Origin of the sequence: Salibacterium aidingense DSM 18341, assembly GCF_000429685.1 — a bacterium.
GTDB lineage: Bacteria > Bacillota > Bacilli > Bacillales > Marinococcaceae > Salibacterium > Salibacterium aidingense.
Genome location: NZ_AUCI01000001.1, coordinates 111,511 through 125,241 on the forward strand (window position 1 = coordinate 111,511; position 13,731 = coordinate 125,241).

A 13,731-nucleotide genomic window follows, 5' to 3' on the forward strand; every position below is an offset into this window, starting at 1 on the left:
GCATTCACAAATCACCTAATCTAAACATCTTCAACAGAGTATTATTTAGAACATTCACTTTCGACAAAAACCGGGGCGTGCCAGGCACGGTTATTCCAAACCTGGATGAATGGTTTGTTTGAGTGCAGCATTCGATTGATTTCCCGTCTTTCTTTCAATAACACTTGCAGCGAACCCGCTACCGTCTTCTCGCAGTTTTGACCATCTACCGTTTCTATCACATACCGATAAAATTGTTGGGTCGATTTCTCTTCTATTACAAATATATTCTTCACCCTCTCCAAATCGATATTTTCAACCAGCTTGTCCCATTGCATATACCGCCGGACAAGATCACGGATATCAAAAAAATAGGGGTGCTCCTCGTTCGCACGATAGATTTTCAGATTTTTCTCCATTCTTGATATAATCATATCCTGGTTTGCGAATCGATTTAATTCTACCCGCACGGCATTCGTGGAATCACTGAATTCTCTCGTCAAACTCCGCAAGTATCCTTCCGTTCCTGGATCAAGGAATAATTTCAGCATAAGTCGTAATCTCGTTTTTGATGTGATTAAATGATGAAGCACACCCATTCACCTTCTTCAATTAAAATTTGTCGAAAATAATGATTTTATGTAGAAATATATGTAATTATTGGATAAATATTGATCATTAATCCATAAAAATTTTACCCTTTTTGTAGGACTAAAGTCAATATTTAACTTGCTGATTCTTCCTATTAAATGATAGATAAAATATTTTCATTTGAATACTTTGTTCAGCAGATAGTGAATCGTTCTAATGGAAGGAGATTACGACATAAAAGGAATAGAAGGCATATTTTACGGTTATCTTCACCTTATTCTGCCCCGCTTTCATCTCCCGGTAGAGGCCTAATCGTTCATCCCCCTATATAATTCAAATATCCTGGTAAAAAAATTTATAGTACATTCAATTAAGATTTTAGACCTATAAACTGAAACTAATTTTAGCACGACAGTTAAAAATTTTAAATTAAAAGCCATAGAAGTATCAGGTTAATTTTTACATAAACATTAGTTAAAGATTATAATCATTACTTATAGACAAATAAAAATATTACTCATATCATTCTATTTTATCGCAAATCCTCCTTTGTTATTAATTCTCTCTTTTCTCCCTATTGTCATGTTACTATGATGAAAGGAGGGGTTGTCGACATGAAATCATTTAAAGTCCTTTATTACCTGGAGAAAGAATTTACTATAGCACGAGTCATCCATGCTGAAACGGCCGAGGACGCCATTCAAAAAGTAAACGAGGAAGAGGGGATGATTTGCTTCACCAGTGCAAACGGCATTTATCATCAATTTCATCGAAACGATGTCAAGCTGATCAGGCTCGGGCAGGCCGTTAAACGCAGCCAGCGCCAGCAGCAGAACGTGAATTAATGCAGCAAAAAGCTTCAGCCGGGGAAGGGCTGAAGCTTTTTGTATAGTAGTCTTTTCATTTGATGTATCGCATGGAGGAAAATTTAATGGTATCTCCATTTTAAAAAAAGTTCTACCTCTCATGTGCCCCGGGTTTTTGCAGGGCCTCAGCAACAGCTATTCCGACGTCTTCGGTCGTAGCATTGCCTTTCATATCCGGTGTAAGAGGCGAACCAGCTGTCATCACTTCCTCCATTGCCCGAAGGACGGCACTCCCCCATTTCTCCTCCCCAAGAAAATCAAGCATCTGGCTGGCCGACCAGACCGCAGCTAACGGGTTCGCTGTTCCTTTCCCGGCGATATCGGGGGCGGAGCCGTGGACAGGTTCAAACATGGAAGGGTATTTTCGTGAAGGATTGATGTTTGCGCCTGCGGCAAGGCCGAGACCTCCGGCAAGGCCGGCCCCAAGATCGGTAACGATGTCGCCGAAAAGATTCGACGTTACCACAATCTCAAAACGCCCGGGGTCAAGCACGAAAAACATGCTTGCCGCATCGACCAAATACGAGTAGGAAGGGACATCCGGGTATTCTTCGGCCACTTCGGCAAACACCTCATCCCAGAACACCATCGAATACTGCAGGGCATTTCCTTTGCTAATACTTGTGACCGATTTACCGTAACGCCGCCCTTGTTCAAACGCGTGGCGGATGATTCGTTCGGTCCCTTTCCGGGAAAAAACGCCGGTCTGCAGAGCCACTTCTTCCGGCTGCCCCCGGTACAGACGGTCACCGGCTCCGGCGTATTCCCCTTCACTGTTTTCCCGGATTACAAGCATATCAATGTTTCTTTTTTCTTCCACCAATGGAGACGGGGCCCCTTCTAAGAGTTTAACCGGCCGCAGGTTGACATACTGATCGAAGCTTTTGCGGATCTTAAGAAGCAGGTCCCACAGAGAAATATGGTCGGGAACCCCGGGATAGCCGACGGCACCAAGGTAGATGGCATCGAAGAATTGGAGCTGCTCGATTCCGTCCTCTGCCATCATTTGACCGTGTTCTTTGTAAAAACCGCACCCCCACGGAAAACTCGTAAAATGAAACGAAAATCCCCCATCGAGGGCAGCAGCCTTATCCAGCACGCGAAGGCCTTCCCTGAGGACCTCTGGACCAATCCCGTCCCCGGGGATTACAGCAATATTATGGGTTTTTGACATTACTCAGCTGCTCCTTTACGTTCTTTTTAAATGTTGCAATGATAAACTCTAGGTCTTCTTCTGTGATTGTAAAGGGCGGGGCCATCGTTATAATATTGTTTTGTCCCTGGACGATATCGGAGGTTTTACCGACGAGGAGTCCGTTCTGTTTACAGGCGGCGAGAATTTTTTTCAAATGGCTTTCCTCAAGGGCTTCTTTTGTTGATTTATCTTTCACCAGTTCGATGCCGACGAGCAATCCTTTGCCGCGCACATCTCCGACGTATTCAAGTTCTGTCAAATCCTCAAGGGCCATGCGGAGTTTCCTCCCCATATCTGCTGCCCGTTCCACCAGGCCTTCCTTCTCGATAATGTTCATGTTTTCCACCGCTGCTGCGCAGGCTGCCGGGTGACCGCCGAATGTATTAACGTGCCGGAAATGATCGTTTGCATCACTTCCTTTAAACGCCTCATAGATATCCTTGCGGACCGCCGTAACAGAAAGGGGCATGTAGCCGCTTGTAATTCCTTTGGCCATCGTAATCATATCCGGCTGCACATCATAATTCATAAAACCAAACGGCTTGCCGGTACGGCCGAACCCACAGATCACTTCATCGGAAATCAAAAGCGCTCCGTGTTTTTCACATATTTCTTTCACCCGTTTCATGTATGTTTCATCCGGCATGAGTATCCCTCCCCCGGTAATAAGGGGTTCCATGATAACCGCAGCAACTGTTTCTTCTGCTTCCCACGTTATCACTTTATCAATTTCCTCTGCGCAGGCCCGATTGTATTCCTCCAGAGACTGCCCCTCCGGTTTACGGTAACTGTCCGGCGGCGTCACGTGAATAAAGCCTTCGCCAAGCGGCTCGTACTTATACTTACGCTGCGTCTGCCCGCCTGCAGCAAGCGTTGCCATCGAACTGCCGTGATAGGAACGATAACGGGAAATAAACTTATACCGTCCGGGCTCCCCGTTTTGGTGAAAATACTGGCGTGCTATTTTAAAGGCTGTCTCGTTGGCTTCCGATCCGCTGTTCGAAAAAAAGTAAATATAATCTTCGCCGAGCCATTCATTTAATTTTTCCGATAGTTCAATGGCCGGGGTGTGACTTTGAGTCAGCGGATAAAACGGCATTTTCAGCATCTGTTCATACGCTTTTTCGGCTATTTCTTTCCGCCCATATCCAACATTCACACACCAAAGTCCGGACATTCCATCCAAGTATTCATTCCCGTCGATATCTTTTATCCATGCCCCTGACCCTTCGGTTACAATCAAAGATGGGTTGTTGCTGTAAGGCCGCATGGCGTGCCAAATGCTTTCCATGTCCCGCGTTTTCATATCTTCCGACGAACGATTGGTTGTAGTCATATGGGTATCATCCTTTCTCTTTTCTATGTTTATGCTTCTTCTTGATTAAATGCTTCCGGATTCAGGAGATGGTCCGGCTTTCTCCCGGACAGGGCATCCTTTAAATTTTTTGCGGCAAGGCTGGCCATACGGTGCTCGTTTTCATACGTGGCCGCTCCAATATGAGGCAGTGTCACCGCATTGGGTAGAGAAAGCAGCGGATTATCCGCGGGCATTGGTTCCTCCGCGAACACATCCAGGCCTGCAGCACGGATTTCATTTGTCTGGAGAGCTTCTATTAATGCTTTTTCGTCCACGGTTTTCCCGCGCGATCCATTCACAAAAACAGCAGACGATTTCATTTTTTTAAAAGCTTTTTTTCCAATCAGATGATGGGTGTCAGAAGTGAGCGGCGTCATCAGACAGATAAAATCCGAGGTTTCCAACAGTTCGTCCATTCCGCAGTACCAGGCCTTATATTTATGTTCCACTTCCGGCTTTCGGGAACGGTTATGATAATGAATATTCATATCAAACCCGTAATGGCCCCGTTTCGCGATAGCTTCCCCAATCCGCCCCATGCCGATGATACCAAGGGTTTTATGATGAACATCAACGCCGAATTTATCCGCCGGCAGCACCGTCTGCCACTCTCCGTTTTTTACATACTGATCGAGTTCACACACCCTGCGTGCCGCTGCCATTAGAATCACAAATACCGCATCTGCTGTGGTATCCGTTAAGACATGCGGGGTGTTCGTCGCCAAAATTCCCCGTCTGCTTAATGCTGGCAAATCAAGATTGTCGTAGCCGACAGAGATATTACTTACCACCCGGAGGTTCGGTGCGTGTTTCAGCACTTCCTCGGTTCCTTTCCATTCTACACCAATTACTCCTGCCGCTTCCCCCAATTCCTGCAAAAAAGCTGGGTCCGATAAGCTTTCTCTTCCTGTAAATTCCGCCACATCGTAGTCCTCGCGCAGTTTTTTAACCACCTCCGGACTAACACGCTTATAAGCAATGATTTTTTGTTTTTTCACACTACCTTCTCCCTTTTGTCGACAAACGACAAACAGCTAATGAAATTATATTCAATGTCACACAATTCTTTATGTTTGTCAATTGATCTTTTTTTCTTAAATAGCAAGTCAAATTACTATGATATGTTTTCTTCCAAAACAATTGATATTGCAGTGAAACAATGATTACATAGACGCCAACGCAACAACAACTGCCTGTTTCAGCCAGGCTTTCTTTCTTTTCAAAAAAACAGTTTGACATTTCTGAAAGTGATCCTTAAGATATGGGATAACGCTTTCATTTTTGTCGACAATCGTTATTAGACAATAAACATCATGGCTCGCTTTACCTGCTTTATTTTTGATATAACAGAAACAAGAATAAATTTTCTCAATAAAGGACGTTGATGTATGCAATCAAGGATCATGAACCATAATCCGCGGGCCATTAAACAACAGTCGCTAAGCCAGATGGTCGCTGATGAACTGCGGAAACGGATTTGGATCGGAGAATTGAATTACGGGGAGCGCCTTTTGGAAACGGAACTTTCTACGGAGCTTGATGTGAGCCGCAGTTCACTGCGCGAAGCTTTTCAAACGCTCGAATATGAAGGATTGATTACTAACAAGGCCAGAAAAGGCACGTTTGTTTACAACTTTACAAAGGAAGACATGGAGGAAATTAATGAACTCCGCAACCTTATTGAAGTACCGGCTCTGCGGAAAACGGTCCACCATATGACGGCTCAGGATTTTTCCTATCTGGATGACATACTTGCTTCGATGAAAGAAGAGATTGAAGCGGAAAACTGGTATGAATTGTTTAACCTGGATATGGAATTTCACTTATTTCTGGTTAACCAATGCGGTAATACCCGGATTGTTAAAACATACGGCATTATACAGATGCAGATCCGCACCTTCTTATCCCAGCTTGAATCGTTTTATTCCGAGAATAAATCGATGTTTACAAAGGAGCACGAAATCCTCGTCGATGCGCTGAAAGCACAGGATGAAGACCATGTAGCGCGGTTAGCTGAGGCTCACATTAAGCAGATCGGCAGTCATTTTTAATACTTGCGGAGGAGATCTTCTCCACCGCACTGCTATTTTTTTCGTAATATTATTAATTTTCATAAAGGAGTGGGCTCTATGACCCTGCGTTCCGCAATTCATCATTATATCAAACAAACGAAAGAGTCCTACTTAACATTCTTTCAACAAACCATAAGGGAAGCCAGCGTGGCCGGTAAAGAAGAAGGTGTCCAGCAGCTGATTGCAGATCGGCTGAAGCAGGCCGGTCTTGAGGTTGACACCTGGGAGCTTTCTTATCATGAGTTGTCCCAAAGTTCATTTTTCAATTCCACGCGGAAAGACTTTGCCGGCAGCCCGAATGTAGTGGGAGTCTGGAAAGGAAGCGGCGGCGGTCCGTCTCTTATTTTAAACGGTCATGTCGATGTCGTCCCAGAAGGGGAAAGAAGCCAATGGGACGAGGAGCCATTTTCAGGGACGATTAAAGATGGGAAAGTTTACGGACGTGGAACAACAGATATGAAAGGAGGGAATCTCTCCGCCCTTATTGCCCTGGAAGCTCTTATTCAAAACGGGATCCCATTAAAAGGTGATGTTATTTTTCAAAGTGTAGTAGAAGAAGAAAGCGGCGGCTCCGGCACCCTTTCCTGCATTCAGAGAGGCTACACGGCAGATGCTGCTATCATTCCAGAGCCGAGCCAGCTCCGGATTTTCCCAAAACAGCAGGGATCTGTCTGGTTCCGTGTCACCGTTCACGGAATTTCGGCCCACGGCGGCACACGGTATGAAGGTGTAAACGCGGTCGAAAAGGGGTGGCATACCTACCGTGAGATTCAAGCCTTGGAAAAGCGCCGCAATGACCGTATCACTGAGCCTCTTTATGACAATAACCCTATTCCTATTCCTATTAATATAGGAAAGTTTTCCGGCGGATATTTCCCCTCAGCCGTCCCGGACAAGGTAACGATTGAAGGACGAATGGGAATTGCTCCAGGGGAAACCATTGAGGCAGCTCAGGAAGAATTTGAGGAAATGCTCCGCGGTCTGCCCGATGTGGATGACTGGTTTACAGACCACCCAGCCGAAGTGGAATGGTTCGGCCTTCGTCTTCCTCCGGGAGACTGCCCGCTCGATCATGATGTCATCAAATACCTGTCTCGGCATCATGAAACCATAGTCGGGGAAAAACCCGATATCGCCGGTTCTACCTGGGGCACAGACGGAGGTCTTCTCACGCAGGCCGGGGGTATTCCTTCTGTCATATTTGGTCCCGGCACTACGAGTATGTGTCATTTTGCCAATGAATTTATTGAAGTAGATAACATTTTCACCACCGCAGAAATTCTGGCTCTTACCATTGCGGACTGGTGTCAGGTAGCAGAGAGAGGATGAAATCAAGTGAAAAAATTACATTTTGTTAACGGAAAATGGTCTGGACAACACCTGGAAACAATCAACGTCTACAACCCGGCTACTCAGGAAGTAACCGGGGAAGTACCAAAAGGAGGCCGGGAGGAAGCAGCGAACGCCATTAAAGCAGCTCATCTTGTATTTCCCGAGTGGCGCGGAAAAACCGCATATGAACGGGCAGCCTACATGCAAAAACTATACCTTCTTATGCTGGAACATAAAGAAGAGCTTGCCCATATTATGACAACAGAAATGGGGAAGCCAATCGCAGAAGCCCGCGGGGAAGTAGAATACGCCTCTTCGTTTCTCGATTGGTTTGCGGCTGAAGCAAAACGGATGTACGGGAAAACGATACCGGCCCACGTTCCAAACAAACGGCTCCAGGTTTGGAAACAGCCGGTCGGAGTGGTAGCAGCCATTACTCCATGGAACTTCCCGCTTGCTATGCTGACCCGGAAAATGGGTCCCGCTCTCGCTGCAGGCTGCCCGATTGTCATGAAACCTTCCGGGGAAACCCCTTTATCCGCTATCCGTTTAATGGAATTATGCGAAGAGGCTGAGTTTCCCGCGGGAGTGGTTAATCTTATTACAGGATCTTCCTCTGCCATCGGGGCAGAAATAATGGCAAATGAAAAGGTACGCAAAATAACATTCACTGGTTCAACGGAAGTGGGCAAAACCTTAATGCGGCAGGGAGCTGATCAAATCAAACGTCTTTCCCTGGAACTTGGCGGTCATGCCCCTATCGTTGTGCTGGATGATGCCGATGTGGAAAAAGCAGTACAGGGAGCCGCCGTCTCTAAATTTCGAAATGGCGGGCAGACTTGTATCTGCGGCAATCGCATTTACGTGCAGTCCGGCATTTACGAAACCTTTATTTCCCGGTTTTCGGAAGTGGTGGCAAAGCTGAAAATAGGAAACGGTTTAGAAGCAGGAGTGGATGTCGGCCCCCTCATTAATCAAGCAGGGGTGGAAAAGGTGGACAAACATGTACAGGATGCTGTTTCACGCGGAGCATCTTTGATGGTAGGAGGGGAACCTGTACAAGACCTCGGACCCTGTTACTACAAGCCAACAGTCCTGAAAGATGTAGATCATTCGATGCTTATCATGAAGGAAGAAACCTTCGGACCTGTGGCTCCGATACAGGCGTTTGAAACAGATGAGGAAGCAGCGGCACTTGCCAACAGTTCTCCTTACGGCCTCGCTGCTTATGTCTTCACAGAAAGCCACCGCCGCGGCATTCATCTTATCGAAAACCTGGAGTATGGAATTGTCGGCTGGAATGACGGCGCCCCATCCGCTGCCCAGGCACCATTTGGAGGCATGAAAGAAAGCGGCCTGGGACGCGAAGGCGGAGAACAGGGACTTGAAGACTTTCTGGAAACCCAGTATGTATCCATAAGTGTTTAACTTAATTAAAGGAGTGAATGTGTTGATGAAATGGAAATGGACATTACTTTCTGGAGTCGTTTCGGCAGCCCTATTGAGTGGTTGCGGAGCAGAGGACAGCGGAAGCAGCAGTGATGCCGAAGGGGCTGACAGCGGGGATTCCGGGACTTCTTCTGAAGAATACACTATCGGCGTTTCCCATACCATCCCCGAAACCGGCTCCACGCATTTAGGAATGGAAGAATTTAAAAAAATTGTAGAGGAAGACACGAACGGACAGGTCACCGTTGAAATTTATCCAAACGGGCAGTTGTATTCCTCCGAGCGGGAAGCCATTGAAGCCGTGCAGTCCAATAATATAGAAATGACCGTTACTGCTTCCGCGCCAGTTGCTGGCTTTAACCCGAAATTTGCCGTATTGGACCTGCCTTTCTTATTCCCGGATCATGAAACAGCTTATGAAGCCCTGGATGGAGATTTTGGGCAAAGCCTTCTGGACGAGCTTCCTGAAAGCGGCTTGCGCGGCCTCGCCTATGGAGAAACCGGAATGCGCCAGATCACCAATAACAGCGGCCCGATCGAAACCCCGGAGGACTTAAAAGGGGTGAAAATCCGCACTATGGAAAATGACGTGCACATCTCCACCTTTGAAGAATTCGGTGCCGACGCCTCTCCTTTTGCTTTTGGAGAATTATACAGCGCCCTGCAGCAGAACACTTATGATGCCATGGAAAACCCGATAAACCTGATTGACCAGATGAAATTTTACGAAGTTCAGGATTATCTAACGATCAGTAATCATGCCTACACTGCCACAGTAGCCTTTATGAATGACGATTTCTATACCTCCATGCCGGAAGAACTCCAGACTGCTGTTTCCGACGCAGCAAAAGAAGCGCTTAATTATCAGCGTGACCTGGCCCGTCAACAGGATGAGGAGGGATTGGAAGTCGTTGAAGAAAACATGGAAATTAATGAGTTAAGCGAAGAGCAGCGCCAGGAGTTTATAGATGCGGCAGAACCAGTATATGAAAGTGTAGCGGACGATCTCGGAGAAGATTTGGTAGAAGAAGCCAGATCGTTCAGCGAATAACGAAGGTGCAAGTGCGGGAACAGGGAGAAAGACTCTAAGGCTGCTGAAAAAGTTCACCTATCAAAAATACGATGCCTATAAAAACAGATGCTGTTATATCAGCACAGGAGTTGTGACCGCAGAAGGCGACACTCCTGCGGAAAAAGCATGAGTCGAAGACCCCGCAGAACGAGCCGGTAAGGCTCGTTGGAGGAGGCTGAGGCCATGCCCGCGGAAAGGAAGCCTTCGCAGGGAACAACGGACTATATTCAAGGCATCTTCTAAATATACAGCATGACATTCTTATATATAGTTTTTCAGCAGGCTCAAAGACTCTCCCTGAAAACCCGTCCTTTTCCGTAGAGGAGGACTAATGATGTGGCAGCGAATATTGGATGAACGAATAGAAGAAGGGCTTCTCACAGCGACCATGGTAGTCATGGTTATTCTCATTTCGATGCAGGCCTTATCCCGTTATCTGATCGGAAGTTCTTTTGACTGGGGAACCGAATTGGCTATTTATCTTCATATCTGGCAGATCTGGATTGGAGCGAGTTTAGCCATAAAAAAACAAGAACATATTCGTATCGATGTGTTTGTAAAAATGTTCCCCTCGAAAATGAAATTAGGTCTTGATCTGTGTGCTCTTTTTATTTGGTTTGGCTTTGCCCTCTTTCTGGCGATTCAGGGAACGATTTTTGTGTTCGGATCGATTTATACAAGCGGTCAGACTTCCCCCACACTGGATATCGGCATGTGGATTCCTTATCTCGCTGTCCCACTTGCCGGGGCCTTAATGGCTGTACGATTAGTTCAGCAGATGTATCACATGCTGAAGCAGAGCGCACCAGCGGATGAAGGAGTGAAGTAAATGACGGTAGCGTATTTATTCGGAACTTTCTTTTTTCTTATATTAATAGGGACACCAATCGCCCTTTCCTTAGGCATTGCCTCCCTTATCACCGTGGTGCTGGCCACAGATGTAGCGGTGAATACGATCGTACAGAACGCCTTCACTTCGCTCGACTCCTTTCCGCTGCTGGCCATCCCGTTTTTTATTCTGGCAGGCTCCTTAATGAGCAGCGGCGGGATTTCCAGACGTCTGCTTGATTTAGCCAATGTATTAATAGGGTATGTCGTCGGTGGGCTTGCTATGGTCACCGTTGTCGCCAGTATGTTTTTTGCAGCTATATCCGGCTCAGGGCCCGCTACTGTAGCGGCGATTGGCTCGTTTATGATTCCGTCGATGAAACAGCACAACTACGGGGCGGGATTCGCTGCTGCGATTACTGCTGCAGCTGGCTCTGTTGGTGTTCTGATTCCACCGAGTATCCCATTTGTCATGTATGGAGTTGTCGGGAGTGTCTCGATTGGTTCCATGTTTCTAGCCGGGATCCTGCCGGGTATTATTTTAGGACTTTGCCTTTTAATCATCGCCTACGCCATTTCAAAGAAAAACAATTATGTCGGAACAGGAGAAGCCCCCAGTCTGAAAGATGTACTAAAAGCTGTAAATGAAGCAAAGTGGGCACTTCTTATCCCGGTCATCATCTTAGGAGGAATTTACGCCGGTATCTATTCTCCGACAGAATCTGCTGCCATTGCTGCCTTGTACGCGTTAATTATTGGGGTATTCATCTATCGGGAGCTTGACCTAAAGGGTTTGTATAAAGCCTTTGCAAGTGCGGCCCTGACCAATTCCACCACCGTCATCATTATCGGCTTTTCCATTTCCTTTGCCTATTTAATGACACTTGAGCGCATTCCAAACACGATTGCCTCTTTTATTACAGGAGCGTCTGAAAATCCAATTATCATTCTGCTTATCATTAACGTGTTTCTGCTTGTCGTTGGAATGTTTATTGACACCATTTCTGCACTCGTTATTCTTACCCCTATCCTGCTGCCTGTAGTAACAAGCCCGGAAATAGGAATGGACCCGGTTCATTTTGGTGTCATTCTTGTCACCAACCTTGCCATCGGTTTCGTCACGCCTCCGCTTGGAATTAATTTATTCGTAGCCTCCGGTACTGGAAAAGTTCCTTTTGAACAGATATCAAAAGCGATTATCCCGATTTTTCTTATGATGATCGTTGCGTTAATGGTGATTACTTACATTCCCGAACTCTCTACCTTCCTCCCAGACTTGGCCGAATAAATCAAGTCTGGGACAAATTACATAAGATACAAACTTTCTACCGTTGTTTCTCTAACACACAATTTTTCTGGTATCCTGAGCTCCTCCTTACAGATAAATGCAAGTTAAAGATGAAAGCGCGGGGTCAGAGCAGCGTAGTCGCCTGCGAGGCGGGCAAGCGGTTTCCAGTTATCCATGTCGGTTTTGTAATTGCCTAGATACGCTTCAGCTTCGACATGGGCTCGTTGAATACGTCCGAGAACCAGATGGTCTGTTCCTACGGGGATAACTTGATCCAGGGTGCACTCAAACGAAATAGGAGCTTCACGAACCATCGGAATGTCTATTGTTTTCGAAGGGTGAGGAGTTAACCCTGCTTCTGAAAATTCGTCCACTTCCGGAGCATAATGCTTGGAAGAAGTCTGCATCTGTTTGCCCAGCGCATATGGAACGATATTAATGACATATTCTCCCTGTGCCCGTATATTTCCAAGCGTATCTTTAACGGTACCTTTCCTCTCCTGTACACCTGGACCAATCGACACAGCCAGGGTCGGCGGCTGTCTGGAAGCGACCGTGAAAAAGCTGAACGGCGCCAGATTCAGTATGCCTTTGCTGCTTTTTGACGAAACCCAGGCTATAGGGCGCGGCACTACCGAGCCAATCATAATTTTATAAAAATCCTGTGTTTCTTCTGCAGCCGGATCAAAGATTTCAGCTCTATCACTTGGCATATGTATATACCTCCTTTCTTTTTTCGTCTTCAGTATTCCCTTTTTCCCCTGCACAGAAACCGAAGCAGTCTCAAACCTTGCAGAACCACATTTCAAACGAACGTTATCCTCTTTTGACAGATTGATATAATTCAAACTTCTCTCTTCTCCAACAATTTGCTTAAAATATAACGCGCAAAAGGGTGAACATCTTTATTTTCCCCAATATTTCCCGGGAAATTTAATACGACATGTTAGAAAGACTCAGGTTATACCCGACTTATGGCGATTGCTGAAGTTTCCTTGCCCCACAATAAAAGAACGGGCCCTACGCCTTCAATCCGTTTCTTTTTTTATAACATTAAAATTTTTTCCTGTTTAATATGGTTCATCACTTCCGCGGGCTGAAAGTGATCATCCACAATAACCCGGCCTTTCTGATGATATTCTGTTTTCTGAAGTACTTCCAGCTTTAATACGAATCGAAAGAGAAGTGTCACAAATTGCTTCAGAGTCGAAGACTGATATTTAGTTAAAGGCTGCAGGTTTTCATAAAACCGTTCGTAATAATCTTTGGCAGTGAACGGCGACTTCGTCTTCCATTGCTCCAGATTAGTAAGAAACTGCATAAAGAACTTTTCCGCCGCGGTATAGGTCTGCGGCTGTTTTTTTATCTTAATTAGTGCATCTTCCGCTATGTAATATAAAATCAGAGTCTCTGCTTCCGGATTTTTCTTCGTCTCGTCCTTTTCTTCTGCAGCAGGAACAGGAGGTTCCGAACTGGGTATGGTAATAAAATCCTCGATTCCTGCTAATTTTCGTAAATGGACAATGGACTCTTCTGCTTTATCAAATTTCCCATTCTCAATAGATTCAGTAAGAATAAGCTGCAACTGTTGTTCTAATAAAGATGACATAATCGCAGGCCGAACTCCTTTCGATGTTTAGTGGGGCATCTATGAAAACAATGTGTTTCCCTGTTGAACAAGTCCTCTTATATTGTTTCGGAA

The 13,731-nt window shown here is 45.8% G+C and carries 13 protein-coding genes; 7 read left to right on the forward strand and 6 right to left on the reverse strand.

Annotated elements, in window-relative coordinates:
- Positions 1-41: 41 nt before the first annotated feature.
- Positions 42-530, reverse strand: a complete 489-nt coding sequence (locus G475_RS26205; protein ID WP_156911591.1) for a hypothetical protein — start codon at positions 528-530, stop codon at positions 42-44.
- Between the two features lie 654 nt (positions 531-1,184).
- Between G475_RS26205 and G475_RS0100560 the strand changes: the two genes are divergently transcribed.
- Positions 1,185-1,415, forward strand: coding sequence for a YgdI/YgdR family lipoprotein (locus G475_RS0100560; protein WP_026699590.1), 231 nt, complete (start codon positions 1,185-1,187; stop codon positions 1,413-1,415).
- A 112-nt stretch (positions 1,416-1,527) separates the two neighbouring features.
- On the opposite strand, the gene G475_RS0100565 is transcribed toward G475_RS0100560, so the two are convergent.
- Genes G475_RS0100565 through G475_RS0100575 form a run of 3 tightly spaced genes read right to left on the reverse strand, consistent with a single transcriptional unit; the run spans position 1,528 to position 4,986 of the window.
- Positions 1,528-2,610, reverse strand: a complete 1,083-nt coding sequence (locus tag G475_RS0100565; RefSeq protein ID WP_026699591.1) for a tartrate dehydrogenase — start codon at positions 2,608-2,610, stop codon at positions 1,528-1,530.
- On the reverse strand, positions 2,594-3,967 hold the full coding sequence (locus G475_RS0100570) for an aspartate aminotransferase family protein (protein WP_026699592.1): 1,374 nt from the start codon (positions 3,965-3,967) through the stop codon (positions 2,594-2,596). Before G475_RS0100570 ends, G475_RS0100565 begins: the two co-directional genes overlap by 17 nt.
- 29 nt (positions 3,968-3,996) lie before the next feature.
- Complete coding sequence (locus G475_RS0100575; protein WP_026699593.1) at positions 3,997-4,986, reverse strand: 2-hydroxyacid dehydrogenase; 990 nt, start codon at positions 4,984-4,986, stop codon at positions 3,997-3,999.
- A 390-nt stretch (positions 4,987-5,376) separates the two neighbouring features.
- Between G475_RS0100575 and G475_RS23865 the strand changes: the two genes are divergently transcribed.
- The 6 genes from G475_RS23865 (at position 5,377) to G475_RS0100605 (ending at position 12,029) form a co-directional block, all read left to right on the forward strand.
- Positions 5,377-6,039: a GntR family transcriptional regulator gene (locus G475_RS23865; RefSeq protein WP_051301998.1), complete on the forward strand. Its 663-nt coding sequence runs from the start codon at positions 5,377-5,379 to the stop codon at positions 6,037-6,039.
- A gap of 78 nt (positions 6,040-6,117) precedes the next feature.
- On the forward strand, positions 6,118-7,389 hold the full coding sequence (locus G475_RS0100585; RefSeq protein WP_026699594.1) for a peptidase: 1,272 nt from the start codon (positions 6,118-6,120) through the stop codon (positions 7,387-7,389).
- Between the two features lie 6 nt (positions 7,390-7,395).
- A complete protein-coding gene (locus G475_RS0100590; protein ID WP_026699595.1) occupies positions 7,396-8,820 on the forward strand; it encodes an NAD-dependent succinate-semialdehyde dehydrogenase in 1,425 nt (474 codons plus the stop codon).
- Between the two features lie 25 nt (positions 8,821-8,845).
- Positions 8,846-9,892 (forward strand): DctP family TRAP transporter solute-binding subunit, encoded by a 1,047-nt coding sequence (locus G475_RS0100595; protein WP_026699596.1) that lies wholly within the window; start codon positions 8,846-8,848, stop codon positions 9,890-9,892.
- A gap of 355 nt (positions 9,893-10,247) precedes the next feature.
- On the forward strand, positions 10,248-10,742 hold the full coding sequence (locus tag G475_RS23870; RefSeq protein WP_051302000.1) for a TRAP transporter small permease: 495 nt from the start codon (positions 10,248-10,250) through the stop codon (positions 10,740-10,742).
- Positions 10,743-12,029, forward strand: a complete 1,287-nt coding sequence (locus G475_RS0100605) for a TRAP transporter large permease (protein ID WP_026699597.1) — start codon at positions 10,743-10,745, stop codon at positions 12,027-12,029.
- 104 nt (positions 12,030-12,133) lie between these two features.
- Here G475_RS0100605 and G475_RS0100610 read toward each other — a convergent pair whose 3' ends face one another.
- Entirely contained in the window at positions 12,134-12,742 is a 609-nt protein-coding gene (locus G475_RS0100610; protein ID WP_035709728.1) for a flavin reductase family protein, read from the reverse strand.
- 332 nt (positions 12,743-13,074) lie between these two features.
- Positions 13,075-13,638 carry a hypothetical protein gene (locus G475_RS0100615; RefSeq protein ID WP_026699599.1) on the reverse strand — a complete coding sequence of 188 codons (564 nt, stop codon included), beginning with the start codon at positions 13,636-13,638 and terminating at the stop codon, positions 13,075-13,077.
- Positions 13,639-13,731 lie beyond the last annotated feature (93 nt).

Coding starts and splice junctions, on each gene's coding strand:
- G475_RS26205 (WP_156911591.1), bottom strand. CDS start 530: ATGCTGAAATTATTCCTTGATCCAGGAACGGAAGGATACTTGCGGAGT.
- G475_RS0100560 (WP_026699590.1), top strand. CDS start 1,185: ATGAAATCATTTAAAGTCCTTTATTACCTGGAGAAAGAATTTACTATA.
- G475_RS0100565 (WP_026699591.1), bottom strand. CDS start 2,610: ATGTCAAAAACCCATAATATTGCTGTAATCCCCGGGGACGGGATTGGT.
- G475_RS0100570 (WP_026699592.1), bottom strand. CDS start 3,967: ATGACTACAACCAATCGTTCGTCGGAAGATATGAAAACGCGGGACATG.
- G475_RS23865 (WP_051301998.1), top strand. CDS start 5,377: ATGCAATCAAGGATCATGAACCATAATCCGCGGGCCATTAAACAACAG.
- G475_RS0100585 (WP_026699594.1), top strand. CDS start 6,118: ATGACCCTGCGTTCCGCAATTCATCATTATATCAAACAAACGAAAGAG.
- G475_RS0100595 (WP_026699596.1), top strand. CDS start 8,846: ATGAAATGGAAATGGACATTACTTTCTGGAGTCGTTTCGGCAGCCCTA.
- G475_RS23870 (WP_051302000.1), top strand. CDS start 10,248: ATGTGGCAGCGAATATTGGATGAACGAATAGAAGAAGGGCTTCTCACA.
- G475_RS0100605 (WP_026699597.1), top strand. CDS start 10,743: ATGACGGTAGCGTATTTATTCGGAACTTTCTTTTTTCTTATATTAATA.
- G475_RS0100610 (WP_035709728.1), bottom strand. CDS start 12,742: ATGCCAAGTGATAGAGCTGAAATCTTTGATCCGGCTGCAGAAGAAACA.
- G475_RS0100615 (WP_026699599.1), bottom strand. CDS start 13,638: ATGTCATCTTTATTAGAACAACAGTTGCAGCTTATTCTTACTGAATCT.